The 24,881-nt window shown below is 58.4% G+C and carries 16 protein-coding genes and 1 tRNA gene; 12 read left to right on the forward strand and 5 right to left on the reverse strand.

Annotated elements, in window-relative coordinates:
• Positions 1-13: 13 nt before the first annotated feature.
• From I2E69_RS11180 to I2E69_RS11190, 3 genes are read left to right on the forward strand one after another with little or no spacing between them, the layout of a single operon-like run.
• Positions 14-1,765, forward strand: a complete 1,752-nt coding sequence (locus tag I2E69_RS11180; RefSeq protein WP_195461286.1) for a RagB/SusD family nutrient uptake outer membrane protein — start codon at positions 14-16, stop codon at positions 1,763-1,765.
• Between the two features lie 18 nt (positions 1,766-1,783).
• Positions 1,784-2,659, forward strand: coding sequence for an endonuclease/exonuclease/phosphatase family protein (locus I2E69_RS11185; RefSeq protein ID WP_195461287.1), 876 nt, complete (start codon positions 1,784-1,786; stop codon positions 2,657-2,659).
• Positions 2,660-2,664: 5 nt separating this feature from the next.
• Positions 2,665-4,884 (forward strand): DUF5689 domain-containing protein, encoded by a 2,220-nt coding sequence (locus I2E69_RS11190; RefSeq protein ID WP_195461288.1) that lies wholly within the window; start codon positions 2,665-2,667, stop codon positions 4,882-4,884.
• Between the two features lie 108 nt (positions 4,885-4,992).
• Here the strand turns inward: I2E69_RS11190 and I2E69_RS11195 are convergent.
• A tRNA-Gln gene (locus I2E69_RS11195) sits at positions 4,993-5,063 on the reverse strand.
• 138 nt (positions 5,064-5,201) lie between these two features.
• Between I2E69_RS11195 and I2E69_RS11200 the strand changes: the two genes are divergently transcribed.
• Complete coding sequence (locus I2E69_RS11200; RefSeq protein WP_195461289.1) at positions 5,202-6,446, forward strand: nucleoside permease; 1,245 nt, start codon at positions 5,202-5,204, stop codon at positions 6,444-6,446.
• 42 nt (positions 6,447-6,488) lie between these two features.
• On the opposite strand, the gene I2E69_RS11205 is transcribed toward I2E69_RS11200, so the two are convergent.
• On the reverse strand, positions 6,489-6,935 hold the full coding sequence (locus tag I2E69_RS11205) for a GNAT family N-acetyltransferase (RefSeq protein WP_195461290.1): 447 nt from the start codon (positions 6,933-6,935) through the stop codon (positions 6,489-6,491).
• A gap of 129 nt (positions 6,936-7,064) precedes the next feature.
• Between I2E69_RS11205 and I2E69_RS11210 the strand changes: the two genes are divergently transcribed.
• The gene (locus I2E69_RS11210) at positions 7,065-7,928 is read left to right on the forward strand and encodes a nitroreductase family protein (protein WP_195461291.1); all 864 of its coding nucleotides are present in this window, start codon (positions 7,065-7,067) and stop codon (positions 7,926-7,928) included.
• A gap of 62 nt (positions 7,929-7,990) precedes the next feature.
• Here the strand turns inward: I2E69_RS11210 and I2E69_RS11215 are convergent, their stop codons facing one another.
• The 3 genes from I2E69_RS11215 to I2E69_RS11225 form a co-directional block, all read right to left on the reverse strand.
• Positions 7,991-8,788: a DNA/RNA non-specific endonuclease gene (locus I2E69_RS11215; protein ID WP_195461338.1), complete on the reverse strand. Its 798-nt coding sequence runs from the start codon at positions 8,786-8,788 to the stop codon at positions 7,991-7,993.
• 60 nt (positions 8,789-8,848) lie between these two features.
• Complete coding sequence (locus I2E69_RS11220; RefSeq protein ID WP_195461292.1) at positions 8,849-11,119, reverse strand: hypothetical protein; 2,271 nt, start codon at positions 11,117-11,119, stop codon at positions 8,849-8,851.
• 433 nt (positions 11,120-11,552) lie between these two features.
• On the reverse strand, positions 11,553-14,396 hold the full coding sequence (locus I2E69_RS11225) for a putative LPS assembly protein LptD (RefSeq protein WP_195461293.1): 2,844 nt from the start codon (positions 14,394-14,396) through the stop codon (positions 11,553-11,555).
• Positions 14,397-14,536: 140 nt separating this feature from the next.
• On the opposite strand from I2E69_RS11225, the gene I2E69_RS11230 reads away from it, so the two are divergent.
• From I2E69_RS11230 to dnaJ, 7 genes are all read left to right on the forward strand, one after another.
• On the forward strand, positions 14,537-15,811 hold the full coding sequence (locus tag I2E69_RS11230; RefSeq protein WP_195461294.1) for an N-acetylmuramoyl-L-alanine amidase: 1,275 nt from the start codon (positions 14,537-14,539) through the stop codon (positions 15,809-15,811).
• A 127-nt stretch (positions 15,812-15,938) separates the two neighbouring features.
• On the forward strand, positions 15,939-16,946 hold the full coding sequence (locus I2E69_RS11235; protein ID WP_195461295.1) for an MlaD family protein: 1,008 nt from the start codon (positions 15,939-15,941) through the stop codon (positions 16,944-16,946).
• Positions 16,947-17,084: 138 nt separating this feature from the next.
• Positions 17,085-19,574: an endonuclease MutS2 gene (locus tag I2E69_RS11240; RefSeq protein ID WP_195461296.1), complete on the forward strand. Its 2,490-nt coding sequence runs from the start codon at positions 17,085-17,087 to the stop codon at positions 19,572-19,574.
• 314 nt (positions 19,575-19,888) lie between these two features.
• Positions 19,889-22,258 (forward strand): alanine racemase, encoded by a 2,370-nt coding sequence (alr, locus tag I2E69_RS11245; RefSeq protein ID WP_195461297.1) that lies wholly within the window; start codon positions 19,889-19,891, stop codon positions 22,256-22,258.
• Positions 22,258-22,971, forward strand: a complete 714-nt coding sequence (locus I2E69_RS11250) for an SAM-dependent methyltransferase (protein WP_195461298.1) — start codon at positions 22,258-22,260, stop codon at positions 22,969-22,971. The genes alr and I2E69_RS11250 overlap by 1 nt, the downstream gene beginning before the upstream one ends.
• A gap of 66 nt (positions 22,972-23,037) precedes the next feature.
• Entirely contained in the window at positions 23,038-23,646 is a 609-nt protein-coding gene (locus I2E69_RS11255; RefSeq protein ID WP_195461299.1) for a nucleotide exchange factor GrpE, read from the forward strand.
• 4 nt (positions 23,647-23,650) lie between these two features.
• Positions 23,651-24,820 (forward strand): molecular chaperone DnaJ, encoded by a 1,170-nt coding sequence (gene dnaJ / locus I2E69_RS11260; RefSeq protein ID WP_195461300.1) that lies wholly within the window; start codon positions 23,651-23,653, stop codon positions 24,818-24,820.
• Positions 24,821-24,881: the final 61 nt, after the last annotated feature.

Genomic DNA, 24,881 nt, shown 5'->3' on the forward strand with positions numbered 1-24,881 from the left:
AGCGACTGCCGTTATGAAAAAATACATTCTTTATCTACTTGCCGGAGTGGCTGCGTGCGGACTGAACAGCTGTGAGGATGCACTCGACCGCTTCCCGAAAGACAGGCTCTCTCCCGACGAATTTTTCCACACGGAAGAGGAGTGCCAGCTCTATACCAACGATTTCTATACCATTTTCCCCGCTGCCGGGACGATCTACGGCGAGACGGCGGATATCATTGCCAAAACCACGCTTACGAGCGAGGTGCTGGGCAACCGCACGATTCCGGCGAAGGCCGACAGTTGGAAATGGGAAAAACTGCGCGACATCAATTTCTTCCTGCAATACTCTTCCAACTGCACCGACGAGCATGTACGGCTTCAGTATGAAGGCGTGGCGCGTTTCTTCCGGGCTTACTTCTATTTTGAAAAGGTGAAGTACTACGGCGATGTGCCCTGGGTCGACCGTCCGATCGCTTCGGACGACCAGGAACTCTACAAGGGCCGCGATTCGCGCGAAATGGTGATGCAGAAGGTGATCGGGGACCTCGATTTCGCCATCGCCAACCTGCCTGCTGAAAAGTCGGTTTACCGCGTGACGCGCTGGACGGCGCTGGCGCTCAAGAGCCGCGTCTGCCTGTTCGAGGGAACCTTCCGCAAATACCATGGACTGGAGGGTTACGAAAGTTACCTTTCGGCGTGCGAGACGGCTTCGAAGCGCTTTATGACCGAGAGCGGTTATTCGGTCTATACGTCGGGGACTACGCCTTACCTCAACCTGTTCTCGTCGCTCAAAGCCATCGACACGGAGATCGTTCTCGCCCGGGCCTATAACACGGCTATCGGCCTGAAGCACGACGTAAACGGCTACCTGACGAGTATCACGATGGGACGCCCGGGCCTGCTGAAGAACATTGCCAACATGTACCTGATGAAGGACGGCACGCCTTTCACGGCGCAGCCCGGCTGGGAGACGATGCAACTGCCCGACGAGAGCAAAAACCGCGACGGCCGCTTCGCCCAGACGGTTCGCACGCCCGGCTACAAACGCATCGACGACACGGCCCTGTCGGCCCCGAACCTTGCGGCGACGATGACCGGCTATCAGTTGGTGAAATACCTGCAGGCGGCCAAGTACGATTCGTACAACGCATCGACGAGCGACATGCCGTTGTTCCGCGCGGCCGAGGTAATGCTCAACTATGCCGAGGCCAAGGCCGAACTGGGAACGCTGACGCAGGCCGACATCGACCTTGCGATCAAGCCGCTGCGCGACCGTGCGGGCGTTGTGAACCTCTCGCTCGAAGCAGCCAATGCCGCCCCCGACCCCTACCTGGCGTCGGCTGAAACGGGCTATGCCAATGTGACGGGCGACAACAAGGGCGTGATTCTCGAAATCCGCCGCGAACGTACTGTCGAACTGCTGATGGAGAACCTCCGCTACTGGGACATCATGCGCTGGAAGGAGGGCAAACGTTTCGAAAAGCCCTTCACGGGACTTTATTTCCCCGGCACGGGTTCCTACGACCTGAACGGCGACGGCGTGGATGACATCTGTATCTGGTCGGGCTCTAAGCCCTCGACCTCGGCGCCGGTGGTGTACGAACTCGGCAAGGAGATATTCCTCAGCGGGGGCGGGAGCGGTTACGTCATCGTTCACACGGACTATACCCGTACGTGGAACGAAGCGCGCGACTACCTCTATCCCGTGCCTACCGACGACCGGGTGCTGACACAGGGCGCCATTTCGCAGAATCCCGGCTGGAACGACGGCCTGAATTTCTAACCTGAAAAACGAAAGATCATGAAAATCAAACGATTCATATTGCTCGCCTTCTCCGGTTGCTGCCTCATGCTGTCCGGAGCGGCCTGCTCCGAACTGGACGGGGACAACTCCGATTTCGATTTCGGGGACATGACCTCTAACGAACCCGAGAATCCCTACGACGGGCAGGGTTACGACCGCCTGCCCAATTCGGTCCGGCTGGCGACCTACAACACCCATCGCTGCGAGGGGTGGACCCAGAACTCCGGGACCGACCGTGCGAACTATAACAACACGGCCAAGGTCATCTCGCTGATGGACCCCGACGTGATCGCGCTGCAGGAGTTGGACAAGAACACCACGTGGCATCCCAACGACCAGTTACGGGAGTTGGCGGACCGCACGGGCCTGCGTCCCTATTACTGCAAGACGATCGACTACCGCGGGGGTGAATATGGTATCGGCATCCTCTGCAAGGCGGCGCCCAAGACCACCTATGCCGGCGACCTGCCCGGTACGGAGGCCCGCAAGTTCTTCCTCGCGGAGTTCGACGATTACATCTTCATCGCCACGCACTTCTGTCACCAGGAAGAGGCGAACCGGCTGCGGTCGTTCGAGATCATCAGCGAGTATATCGCCACCAACTATGCTTCCTACACCAAGCCGATTTACCTGGCCGGCGACCTCAACACGTCGAAACTGCCGGCTGTGGCGCTCGAATCGTGGAAGATTATCAGCACCTCGGCCAATACCTTCGTGAATACCACTTCGCCGTCGCGCATCGACTATGTGCTCGTCTACACGGGCAACTCGCCGGAATACGAGGTGCTGGGGACAGCCGTGCCGTCGTATGAGGAGATCAACGTGATGACGGTTTCCGACCACCTTCCCGTATTGGTAGACCTCAAAAAGTAAGCATTATGAAGAACAGACTTTTAAATAGCTTTTTCCGGATCGCGGCAGCCTTCGCGCTGCTGCTCGCGGCCGGGGCGTGCAAAGACGGCGTGGACCTGCCCGGACAGTCGGTTTCGCTGAGCACGCATGCGATTCTCGCGCCGTCGTTCGCAACGACGCTCTCTTTCGACGTTGCGGCCAACTGCGACTGGACGATCTCCGTAGCGGGCGACGACACTTCGTGGGCCGAGCTTTCGAAGACAGAAGCCACGGGTATGGCTACCGTAGCGGTATCCATCGCCGAAAACGATACTTCCGGGGCCCGGACGCTGACGATCCGCGTTACGGCCAAACGGAACCCGTCGTTCGTGGAGGAGTTGTCTTTCGTGCAGGCTTCGTCGACGGCACAGGGTTACCTGAGCGTTCCGGACCTGCGGAAACTGGCCGCCGACGGCGATTACACGGTGACGCAGGATGTGAAGATGCGCGGAATCGTGGTGTCGAGTGTCCAGGACAACAATTATTATGACAACTGCATCGCGCTTCAGAGCGCCCTGAAAGCCAACTGCGGCATCACGCTGCGCACCGACGAGGTGCTCTACCGCAAACCGGGCGAAGAGCTGGAGATCGACCTGAAAGGCGCGGTCGTCGGGGTGAATGCCGCGACCGGCGTGATGGAGGTGAAGCCGGCTTCGGACGAGATGGTGAGCCGGACGGAGACGACGCAGGTGACGCCTGCGGCGATTCCCGTGACCTATGCCGAACTGATGTCCGGCGAGTATGAGTCGATGTACGTGACGCTTAATGTGCAGGTGGTGATCAGCGACATAAACAAGAAGCTGAGCGACAACGTCACCGTGCAGACGCAGGACGACGAACGGTTCGTGCTTTACGCCCGCCAGGCCAGCACGTTCGGTATCGACGCGGTTCCCGTCGGGAGCGGCCAATTGTGCGGCATTGCCGGAATTTACGACGGCGCTTATGCCGTGATGCCCTGTACGGAGAAGGACATTACGATGTCGTCGCCCCGTTTCGACGGCGGTATCGGGCTGCCTTACGTGCTTTCGATCATGACCAAGACGGCGACCAACGGCGACGGCAAGTATGTCTATTATTCCGGTTCGAACGGTACGGGTTCGATCGACGGCGTGGCCGTGACGGCCATGGACGGCACGGGGGCCAATATCACCGCCAAACTGAGCTCCTCGGGCGGCAATCTGGGCTTCCGCTACTGGAACGAGGGCAGCGGCCACCACAACCTGCCGATGAAGTCGTGGACCAGCGGCAAGGACAAGGACTATGCGCTCTTCACCTTCCCGCTCAACGAGGCGATCGACGGCGCGTTCCGCTTCTCGTTCGGATGGAGCGGATCGGGAACGGCTCCGGCCAACTGGACGCTCTCTTATTCGAATGACAATACCGTCTGGTATACGCCGGCCCCAACCGATGAACCGCATTTCGTGATTCCGCAGGGCAAGACGGTCGGCAGCGGTAAGAACTTCTTCTACTGGACGATCGACATTACCCCGCAGATACCGCTCGAACGCCGCGGAACGCTTTATATCCGGGTTACGCCGTTCAATCAGGTCACGGTGAACGCCGGAACGGTGGGTAACGGCGGTGAGATACGTCTCCATTCGTGCGTGGTCGTCGAGAAGATTCCCGCCTTCAATACCCAGAAACCGGCGGATGCGGTCTACTTCGAGCCGTTCGACCGCCTGACGACGGGACTCGACTACCGTCACGGCGACAAACTGGCCGGCATGCTCAACTTCTGCGGCAGCGACATCGCGACGTGGGATGCGGCGACGAAGAACGGTCTTTCGGGCAGCAATGTCCGCCAGCGTCCGGGATATGCCCAGATCGGTTTTGTCGAGACGCAGACCGTGGCCCAGGGTTCGTACACGAACAATACGGGCGCATTGCTGACCCCGGCTTTCGGGGTCTCGGGAACGCTGAAACTCTCGTTCGACGCGATGGCTTACAAGAACACTTCGGTGCATTCGAACAGCGGCGCCAAGGACATGAACGGCGACTTGAAGTCGGTAGTCGTCGAGGTGATCGGCGGCGGTACGATTGACGGCGCAGCGAAAAAGGTCGTGAGCGGTTTGACCTACACGGAATTTAAGAATTTCACGCTGACGATCGAGGGTGCGACGGCTTCCACGGCGGTGCGCTTCACGAGCGAACCGGCTTCGGGTCAGTTCTCGCGCTGGTTTATCGACGATATTTGCGTGATGAAGTAGGGTATTGTCCGATTTTTGAGGGAGTTCCGGCCGTTGGGTCCGGGACTCCTTTTTTTACGGCGTATAAAACATAAAAAAGGATGTTCGCGATGAACATCCTTTCTTGTGTTGAGCTACCAGGATTCGAACCTAGAATAACAGGACCAGAATCTGTTGTGTTACCATTACACCATAGCTCAATGATATTTTGGTGATGCAAAAGTAGAACTTTATTTTGCAAATGCAAAGAAAATTCCGAATTATTTTTCGTACATTTGCTTTAATCCCGGAAGGGAAAAACCGCTTGAAACTTAAAATTTACACAAAATCAGAAAATTATGGGAATTAAATTTCGGCTTATCGTCATGAACTTTCTCCAGTATGCGATCTGGGGCTCGTGGCTTATTTCGCTGGGCGCTTATCTGGGCGGCGGCCTCGACTTCTCGGGATTGCAGATCGGCAGTTTTTTCGCGACGATGGGGATCGCCTCGCTGTTCATGCCGGCCGTGATGGGAATCATCGCCGACAGATGGATTCCGGCGCAGAAACTGCTGGGCATCTGCCACCTTGTCAGCGGTGCGTTTCTGATTGCCGCAGCCTCGCAGACGGCCTATGCTCCGCTGTATAGCTGCATGCTGCTGAGCGTGATGTTCTACATGCCGACCATTGCCCTGTCGAACTCGGTGGCCTACAATGCCCTCGATCTGGCGAAGCTCGATACCGTGAAACACTTCCCGCCCATCCGCGTATGGGGAACCGTGGGATTCATCGCCGCAATGTGGTTCGTCGACCTGACGCACATCGGGGGCGTGCAGATCAAACTCACCGAGTGGCAGTTGTACGTTTCGGCCCTGCTGTCGTTCGTATTGGCGGTCTATTCGTTCTCGCTGCCCGGGTGTCCCGTCCAGCGCAGCGTGCAGAAGCAGTCGTGGGTCGATACGCTGGGCCTGCGGGCTTTCGCGCTCTTCAAGGAGAAGCGCATGGCCATCTTCTTTATTTTCTCGATGCTGCTGGGCGCTGCGTTGCAGATTACCAACGCTTTCGGCGACAGCTATATCCAGAATTTCGGCACGATGGCCGAGTATACCGATTCGGCGATCGTGAAGCACTCGGTAATTCTGCTGTCGCTGTCACAGATGTCCGAGACCTTCTGTATCCTGTTGATTCCCTTCTTCCTGAAACGCTTCGGCATCAAGAAGGTCATGCTGATCTCGATGCTGGCGTGGGTACTGCGCTTCGGATTCTTCGGAATCGGCAACCCCGGGTCGGGTGCGGCGTTCCTCGTACTTTCGATGATCGTCTACGGCGTAGCGTTCGACTTCTTCAACATTTCGGGGTCGCTCTTCGTCGAGAAGGAGACCAGCCGCGAAATCCGCTCTTCGGCGCAGGGTGTTTTCATGATCATGACCAACGGTTTCGGCGCTTTCTTCGGTTCGTATGCCGCGGGCGCCGTCGTGGATGCCTTCCATTGGCCCGATTCATGGTTCATCTTCGCAGGGTATGCGCTCGTGGTGGCGGTGGTTTTCGCCTTCGTCTTCAAATACAAGCACGACCCGGCTGAAATGGAGGGTGTGAAACACTGATCGGAATCCGGCGGCGGGGCAGACCTTGCCGCCGGGGTTCTTTTATTTGCGCAGGAGCATTTTGACATGGGGGATACCCGCTTCGAAGTATTCGCCGGAGACGGTTTCGAAACCCAGCGACGCGTAGAATTCCGCGAGGTGCTTCTGGGCTGAGATACGGACGGGCTGCGGGCCCCAGTGTTCGGCGATGTAGCGCAGGGCCTGGTGCATCGCCAGACGGCACAACCCGCGGCGGCGGTAGGAGGCGTCGACCAGCACCCGCCCGATGGAGGCTTCGGCGTAGACGATCCCGGCGGGAATGATGCGCAGGAAAGCCACGACGCGTTCCCCGTCCTCCATCCACAGGAACACGCTCTGCGGATCGACTGCATCTGCATCGGGGGCGGTGATGTGCTGTTCGAGGAAAAAGACGGCTTCCCGCGCCCGGACGATGCGGTGGTATTCGTCGGCGGAGAGGCGGCTGAAAGGACGGATGATGACGGGGTACATGGTTCTGGGAATTGAAATCGGTACAAAGGTACGAAAAAGCCGGGTAGGGCCAAAAAACGGATTTGTGCCGAGGTTCCGGCAAATAGAAGTGCCGTTAGGAAACCAAAGATACGTAAAAAATCGAATGATATGGATATGATTCGTGTGAATGATTCGAGCTGTATCCGCTGCGGCCGTTGTGTGAAGGTATGCCCTTCGCAGATTTTCGTGCAGGAGAAGGCGGGCGGCGACGTGACGCTGCACAAACCCGAAAACTGCATCGTCTGCGGGCATTGCGTGGCAGCCTGTCCCACGGGATCGGTGGAGCATGCGGAGTTCCCGGCAGGGCGGGTGCATGCGGCCGATTACGCCGCGATGCCTACGCCCGAACAGGTGGAACTGCTGTTGGCCGTGCGGCGTTCGAACCGCGCCCTTACGACGCGTCCCGTGCCGCAGGAGATGCTGGACCGCATCATCGCAGCGGCCGACCGTGCTCCGACGGCGAGCAACGCCCGCCAGTTGGGCTATACGCTGGTGACCGATCCGGCGCAGTTGCGCGCCATTGCGGAATATACGCTCGGGGTTTTCGGCAAACTCGAAAAGCGTCTGCTGCATCCCCTCGTGAAACCGTGGCTGAGCCGTATCGTGCCGGGGGTTTACCGCTACGTTCCGGTTTTCAAACGCCTGCGGCGCGAATATGCCGAAGGGCGCGACCGTATCCTGCGGGGCGCTACGGCGGTGCTGTTCATCCATGCCCCGAAGGCGAACCGTTTCGGGGCGGAGGATGCCAACCTGGCTTACCAGAACGCCTCGCTGATGGCAGAGGCGTTGGGCGTGAGTCAGATTTACATGGGATTCGTGCTGACGGCCCTGCGGCAGGACAAGCAGGAGAAACTGGCCGGGATGCTGGGGCTGGACGACCGCCGCATCTGCGCCGTGATGGCGCTCGGAATGCCGCAGTTCCGCTATCCCAACTACATCGACCGCGCGCCGGCGGAGGTGACGCGTAAATAAAAACATGAAAAGGCGGGGATGCGATCGAGCATCCCCGCTTTTTTTCCATAGACTCCTCTCGTTTACAGGTTCCAGTCGGAAAGCGTGTAACTGCTTTTCGGTGCGTAGGGCACATTGGCGAAGAAGGAGAAGCCTGTCAGGTTTTCGATCTCTTCTACGCTGCGGACGCTCCCCGTTATGCTCCAGCTTCCGGCGGCATGGTCGACCCAGAATCCGATGCATTGCAACTCGGAGGCGGCGCAGTCGACAACCCATTTGCCGCTTACCCGCGACTTCAATACCACTTTGTAGTAGCTCGTCGGCACGGGGCAGGCTTTTCCGCTGCCCTTGTTGTCGTAAACCAGGTTGTTTTTATTCGCAAAATACGCTCCCGTAACCACATAGAGCGTATCGCTCGAAGCCCATTGGCGCACTTTGCCTTCCAGTTGCTGCCACATGCCGCCGTTGAGCGTTTGCAACTGCGGGGTCATGTTCGTCGCATAGAACGTCGTGTTGTTGTCGGCGGTGTTACGGTTGCGGTCGGCCGAGGGTAACTGGTGTCCCCGCGAGTGGGTCTGCACGCCGGCCGCGGAGTAGTAAGCCCCCGTGCCGATGTTCGCCTGATACTGTCCGGCATAGCTTTCCCATGCCGACTCGAATTCCTTGTCGTAGCCGAAGTTGTCCGTCCTGACGCCGCTGTCGACGAAATAGCACGCATGCAACGGATAAGCCACCCATTGCGAGCAGTTGACTGTCTTGTCGAAACAGAACGAGTAGTTGCGTTTCGATGCGTCGGACGGCAGCGCCTTGTGCGTAAAACAGATGTAGTCGTTATCCTCTTTTGCCGCGGGCAGCTCTGCCCAGCCGGTATATTCGGGGATAGCGGGTTTTAATCCCGGGGTAGGGCCTGGGGGAGGATTGTCACCTCCCCCGCCCGAAGTTCAATTACTGCTCCAGCTTATGCTGTTGATGCCGGGCCTGTTGTCTTTTGAGCCGACTTTGCCCGCTCCGGTGATTTTTATTACAGCATTGCCTGCTATATTAAGACCTGAGATCGTTTCTGTTCCGCTGTCGCCCGATGCCGCCGTGATATTGAGTGTTCCGACGGAGACGTTGTTGACGTAGACGGTCATTTGCAGTTTGTCGGATGAGAAGGGGGCTTTCCATCCGATACGGATTTCGGAAATTCCATCGCTGATAGTTCCGGATGTTAACGTTGCCTTGTCTGAATTTTTGCCCAATACGAATTTGGCTCCGCCCTGATTGAGGGCACAACTTGTATATGCCCATTGCAGTGCAACTCCGTCGATCGTTACTTCGGTGGATATGTAGTTCCCCGTATTTGTATAACCGCTGTTGGCGGTTGTGAAATTTTTAAAAGTTTCCGTATATTCGTTTTTTACCGCTTCTCCCTTTTTCAACTGCGTAACCGTGATCGTATGGGTGATCGCCGGATTGCCGTTCTTCATGACAGAAACCGTAACTGTGCCCGAGCGGTCAACATCGGTGGCCGTGTAAATTTCGGGCTTAATGGTCAGTGTGCCGGTTCCGTTGCCGTTGTCGTTTTGCGTAACGGTGTACCAAGTGTCCGCGTCGGCTTTTTTGAACGTAAGCGTGCAGTCGTCGCCTTCCCACATATATTCGATCATCTGGCTTTCGGGAGCCGCCCCCGAACCGTTATCGGCGGCGAAACTCAGCGCTCCGCCGTCGTCGGGCGTCGTAGTCAGAGCGGGCGCAGCTTTCCAGTCGATCGGGTACGAATCAGCGGCAGGGGCATCCAGCGGCATTAGTTTGATGTCGTCGAGTTTGCAGCCCTGAGAACTGGTATTTTCAAATTTAATGGATACGTTGTCGGTAAGGGCCGCATTCAGGTTGAAGTTTACGGTTTTCAGCAATTCCGACCCGCTTATTTTGGTGTCTACGGCGACAGCGCTTTGGGACAGTGGGAAGAAATGGGTTCCGTCTTTGGAGATAGACGCTTGAATCGTTGATGTGCTCGTGCTTGCCCCGGCGGCGAATGTCAGGGCGAAAGCGGTCTTGCCGTTCAGAGCGACATCGTTGAGCGTCATGGTCGTGTTTGTGGCCGACCACCAGCCGAATGTGCCCGATGCACCGTCATAACCACTGAAGGCGTTCGTGCTTCGGATTGCCTCTTTGGGGGTTGAAAAATCGAAAGTGAGGCTTGATGCCGAACTGCCCGTTACGCCGAGGTCGAGCGAAGGCGAGTAATCCACCCGGTTGTTGGATACGCCCGGATGCGTCGCGCCGAAGGTAACCGTGAAGACCGAGGGGTCGGTAACGGCCGGGGTAAAGTCGGCCGAAGACATATTGACGCTGAAGGTCGTCAGGTCGCCCAATGTGAAATTCAGGCTGCCGTCGGCAGGAATGGTTACGGTGCGGGTGTAAGTCCCTCGCGAGGTAACGACCTCGACGGTAAAGGTTTCGTTGGCTCCGACCGAGAACGGGGCGCAGGAAAACCAGGCGTCGAAGGTTGCAGTCGCGGATACATCTTTGTACAGCATGGAAACATATTCCTTGCTTTGTCCGGAGTAACCCCATTGATCCGTCAGGATATTGCCGGTATCGAAATTGAATTTGCCGCGGCCGGTAACCACTTTGCCGGGGGCGGTGAACGTGATGTCGGAAACGGTTTCGTCCGTTTCCACGGCCAGGTCGGTCAGCTGCATTTTACCGAGCGCAACGATTCGGGCGAATTGAAGCGACAGAGATGTCGGCTGGGCGTCGGTCACAATCGTCTTCGATGCCAGAATGTCGGCATCGGGGTCGAAACTCGTTGTTGTCGGAAGCTGAATTTCGGGAACGACGAATTTGATTGCGGCGAAGTCGGTGTTGCTGCTGGATGCGTAAGCTCCTTTGGGATGGAGGGTCGCGTAATGGAACGAGGTCCCCGTTTTGGCCGGCAGCGCAACCGTGAAAGAGGCTTTGCCCGAGGCCGCATCTTTCGTGTAACCGTTGTTGTCCAGTGCGCTTAGAGCCGCCGCGTCTACTTTTTCGAGGATTTTGAGGGTTTCGCCGGATTCGCTCCAGGTGATTTTGTTATCCGGACCGATCTCGGTCCGCGTTGTGTTTCCGGCAATGAGTTCCAACTGAATAGGTTGTACTTCGGGAGCTACTTCCGGATCGGAAGAACACCCGGTGAATGCCATTGCAGCTACTGCAAAGGACATCATCGATTGGAAGAATGTCTTCATTGCAGTAGGTTTTAATAGCTGCCGCCGTCGTTGAGCCCCGGATCGCTGCCGGCGTCTCCTTCGGGACCGTAGTTTACAACGTCGCTTTCGGCGAATCCTTTTTCAATGCGGACATCTACGATGTCGATGGCCGGGGCGGAGTACTCAAATTCCCCCCCCCCTTGTGCTGAGGCGAGTTCTGTTCATAGGTACGTATGTGTTTTAAGGTGTTGTGGTTTAAATATACGCATAATAAAGGAAAACTACGTTACGCAGACGTGAAAATTTATAATTTATCCGTATCATAGACCAATATTGCTTTTGGGAATGGCGAATCCGCCCGGGTGCAGTATGGTTTCGCCGAAATCGACATCGGTCCGTTCGGGGCCGGGGAGCATAAAAAAACGCTCCGGAGGAGCGTTGTGGGTTTATGCCGCGGTGTGTTGACAGAGGATTAGTACATGTTGTCGTACATCGACTGCGACTTGTCGTATTTCAGGTCGGAAAGCGATGCGGCCTTGACGCCGATGTTGAAACTCCATGAGCGGTGGTAACCGAACGGAATCCACGAGAAGGACATCTGCCAGCAGTGGAGGTCGCGCGTGATGGAGACCGACGACGTGGTGAGTTTGCGTTGCTTGATGTCGTAACCGCCCTGGAAGGTGATACCGGTTTTGGGCGTGACGTTCAGCGAGCCGTTGAACCCGACGGTCTGGGTGACGTTTTTCCGGTAGCCCGTCGTGCCGTTGTTGGTGTACGAGATCGAGTAATTGACCGCGTAGTTGAATCCGAAGTTCCATGGCAGGGAGAAGTCGTAATAACTTTGGGCCATGTATTGCCTTCGCATCACGGGGTCGAGCTGCCCGTAGGGGTCGTAGAATGGATTCTGGTACTCCGGGGGAATCGACGTAATGTCGTTGATGGCCGTCTCGGTCCGGTCGTTGCGCGATTTGAACGTGTAGCCGAACGACCAGCCTGTCGAGACGACACGGCCCGGGAAGAAGAGTTTGTTGTAGCGTTTGCCTTCGGGCGAAACACGGTAAGGGTCGAGCGTCAGCGAGAGGTTGATGCCGAAGTTGTTGAACAGTGTCGTCCGGAACGAAACCGGGATGTTCGAAAGCCCCATCGAATCGGCCAGGAAGTTGTACGAACCGCTGATGCGCAGTTCGTCGATCAGCTTGATCTTTTTCACGCCCGAGGTGTCGCGTTTCGAGAGTATTTTCATTTCGAGGTTTTGCGACAGCGAAAAGTTCATCGACATCGAACGGCCCGACGAGGGGACGCCGTAGGCGTTGACCGCATAGGGCGAATAGGTCGTGAAGCGGCCCGTCGAGTCGGTCTGGCGGGTCTTGTAATAGCCGTATTTCTGGTCGCTGAAGTCCGGGGCGTAGGAGAATCCGAACGAGGGGGTCAGCGTGTGGCGGATCGCCTGGATTTTGCGGTTGCGGCTCTTTTTGGTGAAGTCGTACATGCCGTAAACCGTCGTGGAGGCAGAAACGCTGAAATTGTAATTGTAGAGGCGGTAGAAACCGTAGTTCGTGGGAAGCGTGTCGGTCTGGTTGGTGACGGGGTTCCACTCGAACTCCACCTTTTTGAAATACCACTTCTCGTTGTAGTTGACCGACGGCGAGAGGTTGATGTAGTTGAACAGGTTGAACGACGCCGAGACGGGAATCGAGTGCTCGATACCGTTCTTCATGTTTTCGAGCGTCTCCTTGGAGAAGACCTCCGATTCGGTGGTGGTCACCGAGTTGGTCATCTTACCCGTATACTGCATCGAAATCTTTTCGTACCAGCGGTCCTTGCCGGTTTTCTCCTTGCGCTTGAACGGATAGAAGCGCGAGACGTTGAAGACCATCGTAGGCAGCGTGATGGAGATCGTCTTGTTCTGCGAGTTCTGCGAGATGGCCATGTTCGCCGACAGCGAGAAAGGCGTTCCGGCCCAGTTTTTCGAATAGGAGACCGTCGAGTTGGTCTGCGTCGAGAGGATGTCGTTGAGGTTGGTGGCCGAGTAGCGGCTGTAACCGCTGGTGGCGAAGTTCACCGAGGCCGAGAAGGTCGATCCCGGGTTGGCCTTGGCGTCCTGCGAGTGGGTCCACTGGATGCGGAAGTTGCTCTGCTTGATGTAGTCGTCCTCGCCCTTTTCACCGGTCTTGACGTTCGAGTACTGCATGTTGAAACTGCCGCTGTACTTGTAGCGCTTGATGTAGCGCGAGGCGGCCGAAGCCTCCCACGAGCCGAGTGTGTAGATACCGCCGCGCACGGCCAGGTCGGCGTATTCGCCCAGGGTGAAGTAGTAACCCAAATCGCGCAGGAAGAAGCCTTTGGAGTACTCTTCGCCGTAGGTGGGCATCAGCAGTCCCGATTTGGGCCCCATGTTGATCGGGAAGAAACCCTCGGGGATGCCGAGGAAGTAGATCGGTACGTCCTCCATCACGAGGTAGGCCGGGCCGGTGATCACCTTTTTGCCGGGAATGACCTTGGCTTTGGTCATCGCCAGGTAGAAGTGGGGGTGGTCCGTCTCGTCGCAGGTGGTGTATTTGCCGTGCTCGATGTTGATCGTGTTGTCGGGCATCTTCTTCACGCTGCCGCCTACCAGCCAGCCGTCGCCCTGCTGTGTGGCCACACCCTTGATTTTTGCTTTCTTCGAGTTGAGGTTGTAGGTGATCGTGTCCATCTGGTAAGTGGCCGACCCTTCGGTGAATTCGGGCTTGGTGACGATCGCTTTGCCCTCGAGCGAATCGGGCTTGCCGTAGGCGTAGACCATTTTCGAATCCATGTTGATACGCATGTAGTCGGCCTTCAGGTTGCTGTTCTGGTAGGTCACGTCGCCCTGGTTGTAGATGTAGACGAGTTTGTTGCGGACATCGTAGACCAGCGAGTCGGTGTTTTTACCCGAAATCGGATCGTCGAGAAATGCCCCTGCGGGCCGGGGCTTTTTTACCGAGTCGCGGTGGAGCGTGTCCGTTGCGAGCGAGTCGGTTTTCAGCGAGTCGGCTTTCTGTGCCACGAGCGAATCGACCTGTGCCGAGAAGAGCGAATCCTTCTCCTGCTGCGACAGGGCGTTGAAGGCCGCATTGCGGCGGTTCTGCCGGCGGGCTTCGCGGCGTGAAGGGGTGATGAAGGGCGGACGGACGCTCGTATCGGGGCGGATCGAGTCGGCCCGGGAAGGAGTTTGGACGCTGTCTCCGGCGGCGGGGAAATAGGCCGTGCGGGACGTTCCGCCGCCCAGAACCATCTGGGCAAACAGCAGGATTACCGTCGCCGACAAGAGATATTTTACCCTAATTTTATCCAAAATCCCAAAAATTTTCAGTACCTTTGCCGACATGTCGGCAAAAACGCCCGGATCGGGGCTCTGAACCCTTCCCGCCGCGTTTTCGGCCCGACAAAGATAGGTAAAAATTTATAGAAAGCTCACACTTGATACTATTAAATATGCGCACACGACTATTGTTGTTATTCGCCTTCGCTGCCGTAACTGTTTTTAGGAACGTTGCGTCTGCGGGGAATATTGCGCACGGTGTCGAAGTCGTGGTAATCGATGCCGGGCACGGAGGAAAATTTCCCGGTGCACACTATGGCGGGGTCTATGAAAAGGACCTCACGCTGAAGGTGGCGCTCAAACTCGGAAAACTCATCGAGGACGGGATGCCCGGTGTGAAGGTGGTCTACACCCGCACGACGGACAAGACGCTGGGAAGCGACCTGGCGACCGACCTGCAGGCTCGGGCCGACATCGCCAACAAGGCCGGCGGCGACCTCTTCATCTCGATCCACGCCAATGCCGCGCCCAAGGCGACGGGGGTACGGGGCGTCGAGACGCTGATCATGGGCGAAAGTTCGAAGGAGCAGCGTTACAATGAGAACGCCCTGTTCGAGAACAACCGCGAAGACCTGATCGACATGTCCGACGAACGGACGGCGGCCATCGTACGGGCCTATATCCAGAATCTCCAGTTCACCTACGGCGAATACAGCATGGCTTTTGCCCGGTGCGTCCAGAACAGCTACCTCAAGGCGGGCCGCCATTCGCGCGGCGTGAAGCCGCAGTTGCTGCGTGTGCTCTATGCTACGGACATGCCGGGCGTGCTGACCGAGATCGGTTTTATGTCCAACCAGCAGGAGCTGGCTTACATGAAGTCGGAGAAAGGGCAGAACGAGATCGCCCGGTCGCTCTACCAGGCCGTGCGCAACTATTCGGCCTATGTGCTCGGGGCCCGGATGGCCGAGGAAGAGCAGGCCGTGACGACGGCTCCGGCGGTTGCCGAACAGGCTCCCGCCGGGAAACCGGCTCCGGAGAAGAAATCCGATGAAAAGCCCGCCGGGAAACCGACGGCCAAACCCACGGAGAAGCCCGCTGAAAAACCGGCGGCGAAGCCCGCGCAGGGGAAAACCGCGACGCCTGCTCCGGCTGCCAAGTCACCGGAAAAGACGGCAGATAAACCTGCTGCGCAGAAACCGGCCGAGCAGCCTTTGCGCTATACGATCCAGGTAATGGCTTCGGCGTCGTCCGTGCCTGTCTCCTCGCCGCAGTTCCGTTCTTACAGCGGAAAAGTGACGCAGTTTACGGCGGAAGGGCGGTTCCCCTATAAATACGGCGTGGGCGAATACGACACGCGCGAAGCCGCACAGCGGAAACTGTCCGAGGTGCGCAAAGTGTTCCCGGGGGCCTTTGTGGTGAGTTGCAGAGGTACGCGGATTGTGAAATAGCAATCCTTTCCGGGCGTTCGCGATTAAGTCCCTGCCGGGACGGGGATGCGGTGTAAAGACACGCGCCGCGGTGGTTTCGGGCAATAGCGGAAGACGGTAAGATTTATGAATTAAGATTTATTTGGATATGAAAAGGGAAGTTAAAATCGGAATTTTCGGTGTGACGATGATCATTGCCGCGTGGGCCGGAGTCCGGTTTTTGAAAGGATTCGATATTTTCAGCCGGAATTCGGTTTATTACGCTGCTTATGACCAGGTTAACGGTGTGCAGTCGGCATCGCCCATCATGATGAAGGGTGTCAAGATCGGTACGGTGACGGGCATTTCGTTCGACCCCCGGCGCAGCGACAACGTCGTGCTGCAATTCACCATCAAGCGCCAGTACCATATTCCGACCGACTCCGAGGCCAAGATATTCAGCAACGGACTGATGGGAGCCAAGGCCATTGAGATCAACTACGGTACGGCGCATACCTACCTCCAGTCGGGCGACACGCTGCGTTCGCTCCGCGAGCGCGACCTGATGGACGTGGCCGGGTCGGAACTGGATTTCTTCAAGCAGAAGATTTCGCAGGTGACGGGCGATCTGTCGCGCACGCTGACGAATCTCAATAACCTGATGGAGGCCAACACGCAGAATATCACCGGGACGCTGGGCCATCTGAACGCCATTACGGGCGACATGGCCGGAATCCTCGATGCCGAGAAGCACAACCTGAAAGTTGCTATCGAGGATCTTTCGAAGTTTGCCAATGCGCTGGGCGACAATGCTCCGCGTGTCGACAGCATCGTCGGCAGCCTGAACCGGATGACCACCGAACTGGCCGATGCCGGGTTCGCCCGCAAACTCACCGATGCGGTGAGCGAGGTGAACGGCCTGCTGGCGAAGATCGAAACGGGTGAGGGAACCGTCGGCAAGCTGATGAACGATCCGGCCCTCTACGATTCGCTGACCGAAGCCAGTGACAACCTCGCGTCGCTGTTGGCAAACCTGCAGCAATACCCCGGCCGCTATGTGCATTTTTCGCTCTTCGGGCGCAGCCCCGAGAAGATGCAGGAGAAGGCCGAACGGAAAGCCGCCAAAGCTGCTGTCAAGGCCGAGCGGGACTCCGTGAAATTGAAAATGAAAAATTGAGAATTAAAAATAGACGGCTGACAGGAGGTTTATTCAGCCCTTTCGGTAGGATGATGTGGTCGTATAGGGCGTGGTGCGAAATTTCCCGGCCGGCGTCCTTTCGATTTTTCATTTTTCATTTTTAATTTTTAATTCCCCATGATTTATCCTGCCACATTCGAGCAGAAAATAGGTTTCGACCGGCTCCGTGAGCAGGTCGCAGGGCGTTGTACCATGCGCGCCGCCCGTGAGCGGCTGGCCGCGGAGGGTTTCTCGACCTCTGCACGCGAGATCGAACTCCGGTTGTCTCTGGCCGACGAAATGCGCCTGCTCCTGGACATGGAGCACGATTTTCCCGGGGGCGAATACCCCGATGTCGATTACATCGTCGCCAAACTGCGCGTCGAAGGCTCGTTCCTCGACGTGGAGGAGGTTGTGACCCTGCGCCGCGCGCTGGCCGCGATCGGCGGCATCGTTTCGTTCATCCTCAACCGTGAAGAGCGTTATCCGGCCCTTTATGCCCGTACGCGCGGTGTCGCGGCGTTTCCCGAGATCGTACAGCGCATCGACGGCATCCTCGACCGCTTCGGCAACGTCAAGGACAATGCGTCGCCCGCCCTGCAGGAGATTCGCCGCTCCATTCGCGAACGCGAAGGGCAGGCCGCCAAGCGGCTGCAGGCCGTGCTGGCCTCGGCCAAGGGGGCGGGTATCGTCGACGCCGACGCCCAGATTTCGATCCGCGAAGGCAAGGCCGTGATTCCGGTGTCGGCGGCCAACAAACGCAAACTGAGCGGCTTTATCCACGACGAATCGGCGACGGGAAAGACTTTTTACGTCGAGCCGGTCGAGGTGGTGGAGATCAACAACGAACTGCGCGAACTGGAATATGCCGAGCGGCGCGAGATCGTGCGCATCCTTACGGAGTTTACCGAAGCGATCCGTCCCGATGCGGGGCTGATCGCCGATTCGGGCGACTACCTCGCCGAGATCGACATGCTGCGTGCCAAGGGCCGCTGGGCTTCGGAGAACGGGTGTGTGAAGCCGATCCTTTCGACCGACGACCGGCTGGTACTGAAGAATGCCCGCCATCCGCTGTTGCAGCAGACGCTGCGCGCCGCCGGGCGCGAGATCGTGCCGCTGGATTTGCAGCTCGACCGCCGCAAGCATATCCTCGTCATTTCGGGTCCCAATGCCGGCGGTAAGTCGGTGTGTCTGAAAACCACCGGTATCGTGCAGTATATGTTCCAGTGCGGATTTCCGGTTCCGGCCTCGGAGGTTTCGGAACTGCCCGTCTTCACGAGTATTTTCATCGACATCGGCGACGAACAGTCGATCGACAACGACCTGTCGACCTATTCGTCGCACCTGCTCAATATGAAGCACATGTTGGCCGGGGCTTCCGGCCGCACATTGGTGCTGATCGACGAATTCGGGTCGGGAACCGAGCCGATCATCGGCGGGGCCATCGCCGAGGCGATTCTCGAACGGCTGCTCGACAAAGGGTGTTACGGCGTGATTACGACCCACTATGCCAATATCAAGTATTACGCTTCGTCGGTAGAGGGCATCGCCAACGGTGCGATGATGTTCGACGTGCAGAATATCCGGCCGTTGTTCCGCCTCGAAACGGGAAAGCCGGGCAGTTCGTTCGCGGTGGAGATCGCCCGTAAGATCGGGCTTCCGGAGGATATTATCCGTGCTGCGAGCGAGAAGGCCGGGTCGGACCATATCAATATCGAAAAACAACTGCGCGAGATCGCCCGCGACAAACACTACTGGGAACAGAAGCGCGACCGCATCCGCCTGACGGACCGCAAGGTCGAGGAACTGGAACAGAATTATGCCGAGCAGTTGGCGAAGATCCGCGCCGAACGGCAGGAAATTCTGAAAAAAGCCAAGCAGGAGGCACAGCAGCTGATTGCCGACGCCAACAGGCAGATCGAGAATACCATCAAAACCATCCGCGAGGCGCAGGCCGAGAAGGAGCTGACGCGGCTGGCGCGGCGCGAGCTGGACGACTTCCGCAAAGTGGTCGAGAAGGCCGATTCGGCCGAGAAGGAGGCCTCCGTGGCGCGTGAGATCGAGCGCATCGAACGCCGCCGCCAGCGCCGCGCCGAGCGCAAGGCGCAGCCGGACGCGAAGGCTCCGGATGCCGCGCCGGAACCCGAGAAGCCGCGCGAGGTGGTTGCCGGATCGAAGGTCCGCATGGCTGGGCAGGATATGGTCGGCGTGGTGCAGTCGGTGAAGGGTAAACGGGCGCAGGTGGCGTTCGGACAGATACTTACGACGGTGGATAAAAGCCTGCTGACGGTGGTGTCGAACAACGAATACCGCGAGGCGACGCGTCCCGTTGCGGCCCGCACGGTTGTGTCGGTGGACATTTCGTCGCGCAAGCTCAACTTCAAGGACCACATCGACGTGCGTGGTATGCGCGCTTCGGAGGCCCTGGACGAGGTGCGGAACTTTATCGACGATGCCCTGATGGTGGGAGTCGGCACGGTGTCGATTCTCCACGGCAAGGGTACGGGCGCTCTGAAGGAGGAGATTCGCCGTTATCTGCGGACGGTTCCCGAGATCGCCTCGGCGGCCGATGAACATGCGGACCGCGGCGGGGCGGGGATTACGATCGTGACGTTTGATTTGTCGTGATTTCGCGGTCTGCGTCCGAGGGGCTTCTTTATACTTTTTGACCGCAAAAAGTACCAAAAACTCTCCGACGGATGCCTTGCCTACAACGTCCCGGCTAACGTTCGAAACGGGCGCCTATTCGCGGGGACGCACGCGCCCCGGCCCCGTTTCTTGCCACTTTTAGCCGGGTCGTTGTTTCACGGCTCCGGCATCGGGTCGGAATCCTGCGCTGCTTTTTGCCGATCAAAAAGCGGCAACGGACACCAGTTGCAGACTGCAAAATGGTTTCGTACTTTTGAAAATGAAAGTACAAAAGATAAACTATTGGATATTTTATGAAATATCTTCTTTCGCAAATCGCCGCCGTCGTGGGCGGTAAGTTCTCGGGAACGGACTGTGACGTGCAGTCGGTGGTGACCGACAGCCGTTCGCTGACGTGCGAACTGGGCTCGGGACCGGTGTTCGTCGCCATGTGCGGCGCGAACCACGATTCGCACGTGTTTATCGCACAGATGTACGCGCGCGGAGTGCGGGCTTTCCTGGTCGAACGGCCCGTCGAAACGCTCCCGGGCTGCGGTTACGTGCTCGTGGAGAATGCCATTGCCGCTTTGCAGTGCCTGGCGGCCTACCACCGGGCGCAGTTCAAGGGTACGGTGGTGGGCATCACCGGGTCGAACGGCAAGACGGTCATCAAGGAGTGGATCGCCGAGGAACTGCCTGCGGGGATGAAGTGCTACCGCTCGCCCAAGAGCTACAATTCGCAGTTGGGCGTGCCGCTGTCGGTGCTGATGATCGAGGGCGACGAACAACTGGCGCTGATCGAAGCCGGAATTTCGAAGCCCGGGGAGATGGCGCGCCTGGAGCGCATCATCCGTCCCGACGTGGTGGTTTTCACCTCGATTGGCGATGCGCATCAGGAAAATTTCCTCAATCTGGAACAAAAATGTATCGAAAAAATGGTGCTGGCCCACAGCGCCAAAACGATCGTCTATCATAGTTATTACGAACCGTTGGGCCGCATGATCGCATCGCATTTCGCGGGGCGGAAACTCTGTGACGCGGCGGCCTGCCGCGAGGTTCCGGAGGCGGTGATCGGCAATGCGGCGTCGCGCCGCAACGCCCAGATCGTCGAGGCGTTCTGTGCGGCGATGGGCTATCCCGCACCGTCGTTTACGGAGGCTCCCGAGGTGGCCATGCGCCTCGAAGTCAAGGACGGCATCAACGACTCGGTGCTGATCAACGACGCTTACAACCTCGACCTCAATTCGTTGGCGCTGGCGCTGGATTATCTGCACAACGTGGCGCTTTCGCGCCGCCGGACGTTGGTGTTATCGGACATCGCGCAGAGCGGCCTGACGGACGACGAACTTTACGGCCGCGTGGCGGGGATGGTCTCGCGGGCGGGCATCGACACGCTGATCGGCATCGGGCCGAAACTGAAACGTTACGCCTCGCTGTTCGACTGCGACAAGGAGTTTTACGCTTCGACCGACGAGTGCATCGCCCGCATCGGCCGCCGGGCCGTGGCGGGGCGTGCCGTACTGCTGAAAGGCGCCCGGGAGTACCGTTTCGAGAAGTTGGCCCACGCCCTGGCGCGTAAGAGCCATACGACGGTGCTGGAGGTCGATCTCGATGCCATGATCCACAATCTCAATTATTTCCGCTCGAAACTCGATTTCTCTGCGAAGCTCGTAGCGATGGTCAAGGCCGGGTCTTACGGTGCGGGCGATTTCGAGGTGGCGCAGATGCTCCAGCACCAGGGCGTCGACTACCTCGCCGTGGCGTTTGCCGACGAGGGCGTGCTGCTGCGCGAACGGGGGATTACGATGCCTGTCGTGGTGCTGAACGCCGATGCCGACAGCTTCGATGTGATGATCGCCAACCGCCTCGAACCCGAGATATACAGTTTCCGCTCGCTCGCCGACTTTGCCGACGCGGTGTCGCACGCCGGGGAAATCCGCTACCCGATCCACCTGAAACTCGATACGGGCATGCACCGGCTGGGATTCATGGAGGATGAGATCGAACGCCTGTGTGCCGAACTGCCGGCATTGCCCGCCGTGAAGGTAGCGTCGATTTTCTCGCACCTGAACTGTGCCGACATGCCCGAAGAGGACGCCTATACGCGTGCACAGATCGCGCGCTACGACCGCATGAGTGCCGCCATAGCCGCATCGCTGCCGTATTCCGTCATCCGCCACACGGCCAACTCGGCGGCTATCGAACGCTTTCCCGAGGCGCAGTTCGACATGTGCCGCCTCGGGCTGGGGCTTTATGGCTTCGGATGGGAGCACAACGCAGCCCTGCGCCCGGTTTCGACGCTGAAGACCCGAATCGTGCAGATCAAGCGCCTTGAGGCGGGTGACGCCGTGGGATACGGACGCGCCGGGAAGCTGACGCGGCCGACCGTGACGGCGACCGTCCCCGTGGGTTATGCCGACGGACTGGACCGCCACCTGGGCTGCGGCCGCTGGTCGATGCGCGTGGCCGGGAAGCCTGCGCCGATCGTGGGACGGGTCTGCATGGACAGTTGCATGATCGACATCACGGACATTGCGGGCGTTGCGGAGGGGGATGAAGTGCTGATTTTCTCCGCCGAGCCGGGCAACGACCTCGAAACGATGGCCTGGGTGCTCGACACGATCCCCTATGAAATCATGACCTCGGTGTCGGGGCGTGTGAAACGAATCTACCTCAAGGAGTAATGGCTTACGGAACCCTTTATCTGATTCCCTGTCCGATTTCGGACGAAACGGCGCCGTGGGATGTGCTGCCTGCGTCCAACCGGGCCGTGATGGACTCGCTGGATTATTTCATCGTCGAGAATACCCGTTCGGCGCGGCGCTTTCTGTCGAAAGCCGGTATTGCCCGGCCGATCGACTCGTTGGAGTTCCGCGAACTGAACGAGCATACCGCGGCCGGCCGCGAGGTCGAAGAGCTGGTTGCGCCGCTTGTCGAAGGCCGTTCGGCCGGGGTGATCTCCGAGGCTGGCGTGCCGGGCGTCGCCGATCCCGGGGCCCTGGTCGTTGCGGCGTGTCACCGCCGCGGGATTCGCGTCGTGCCGCTCGTGGGGCCTTCGTCGATTATCCTGGCGGTGATGGCTTCGGGGCTGAACGGGCAGTCGTTCGCCTTCAACGGCTACCTGCCCGTGAAACCGCCCGAGCGGGCCAGGGCCATTCGTTTCTTCGAACGCCGGGCGCTGACGGAGGGGCAGTCGCAACTCTTTATCGAAGCCCCGTACCGCAACGTGAAGCTGATGGAGCAACTCCTGCAGACGCTCGCCGCTGAAACGCGGCTGACGGTGGCCGTGGACCTTACGGCCCCGGGCGAACGGATCGAAACCCATACGGCAGGGGAGTGGCGCCGCTGCCCGCTGCCCGAACTGAACAAACGCCCGGCGATTTTCATCATCGGATAGCCGCTGTCCGGCGGTTGGTATGCAATTTGTTCGAATAAGGGGAGGAAAAACCGAAAAATAAAAGATATGAAAAAGGAAAAAGTTTATAATGAAGCCGTTAGCGGCGATGAAGGATTCGTTCCCGGCGAGGGGTATCCGTCGTGTGACGGGGAGCCTTGTGCCAATGTGGCAGATGAAACCGACGACGCGACTGACACAATGGCAGACGATGAATCCGCTGCCGAAGGCGATGCCGCAAAGGCGCTCGAATCGGCCGTAGCCCAATGGCAGGACAAATATGTTCGCCTGCAGGCCGAGTTCGACAACTACCGCAAGCGTACCCTCAAGGAGAAGATGGACCTGGTGCAGACCGGGGGCCGCGACGTGCTGCTGGCGATGCTGCCCGTGCGCGACGATGTGCAGCGGGCCGTGGACGCCATGGAGAAGAGCGACGATCTGGAGGCGCTGCGCGCCGGCGTGCTGCTCATTTCGCAGAAATTCACCGAGGCGCTGCGCCAGAAGGGCGTGACCGAAATCGAGGTCAAGGACAAGGAGTTCGATGCCGACCTTTCGGAGGCTGTTGCCCGGTTCGCCGCAGGCGAAGAGAAGAAGGGCAAGGTTATCGACGTTGTCCAGACGGGTTACATGCTGGGCGAAAAGGTGCTGCGCTTCGCTAAAGTCGTTGTAGGAGAATAAGACCATGGCAGAAAAAAGGGACTACTACGAAGTGCTGGGCGTCCAGAAAAACGCTAACGCTGACGAAATAAAGAAGGCCTACCGCAAAGCGGCTATCCAGTTTCACCCCGACAAAAACCCCGGGGACAAGGAGGCTGAGGAGAAATTCAAAGAGGCCGCGGAAGCCTACGACGTGCTGTCGAATCCCGACAAGCGTGCCCGTTACGACCAGTTCGGCCACGCCGGAATGAGCGGCGCGGCGGGCGGCGGAGCCGGAGGATTCGGCGGATTCAGCGGCGGAGGGTTCTCGATGGAGGACATCTTCTCGCAGTTCGGCGACATCTTCGGCGGCCATTTCGGGGGCGGGTTCCGCTCGTCGAACGGCGGTGGCGGACGGCATGTGAACCGCGGCTCGGACATCCGGGTGCGGGTACGCCTGACGCTTGCCGAGATCGCCAACGGCGTGACGAAAAAGCTCAAGATCAACAAGACCATCGCCTGCGACAAGTGCGGCGGTACGGGCGCCAAGGATGCCAATTCCTATTCGACCTGCTCGACCTGTAACGGTACGGGCTACGTCACGCGGGTGGAAAATACCTTCTTCGGCCGTATGCAGACGCAGGGCGTGTGTCCCACGTGCGGCGGTTCGGGCAAGGTGATCAGCTCCCCGTGCGACAAGTGCAAGGGCGAAGGCACGCTGCGCGGCTCGGAGGTCGTGGAGATCAAAATCCCCGCAGGCGTGGGCGAGGGCATGGTTCTCTCGGTTTCGGGCAAGGGCAATGCCGCGCGTCACGGCGGTGTGAACGGCGACCTGCAGGTGATGATCGAAGAGGAGCCGCATCCCGAGTTGATGCGCGACGGCAACGACCTGATCCACAACCTGAACATCACCGTAACGACGGCCCTGTTGGGCGGCACGGTCGAAGTGCCGACGGTCGACGGACATGCCAAGATCAAGATTGCCCCGGGCACGCATGCCGGCAAGGTGCTGCGCCTGGGCGGCAAGGGCCTGCCCGACGTAAACGGCTATGGCCGCGGCGACGAACTGGTGGTGGTCGACATCACCATTCCGGCGAAACTCTCGGCCGACGAGAAGAAACTCGTCGAGCAGTTGGCGGCGCAGCCCTCTTTCCAGAAAGCCGAGTCGGTCAAAAACCAGAATATTTTCGAACGGATGAAGAGTTTCTTCCGGTAACGGATAATAAAACCCGGGGAAAATTCGTACCTTTACCAAGTAGAGGCGACGAATTTTTCGT

The sequence above is a fragment of the Alistipes sp. D31t1_170403_E11 genome, from assembly GCF_015553985.1.
In the GTDB taxonomy this organism is placed as follows: Bacteria; Bacteroidota; Bacteroidia; order Bacteroidales; family Rikenellaceae; genus Alistipes; species Alistipes montrealensis.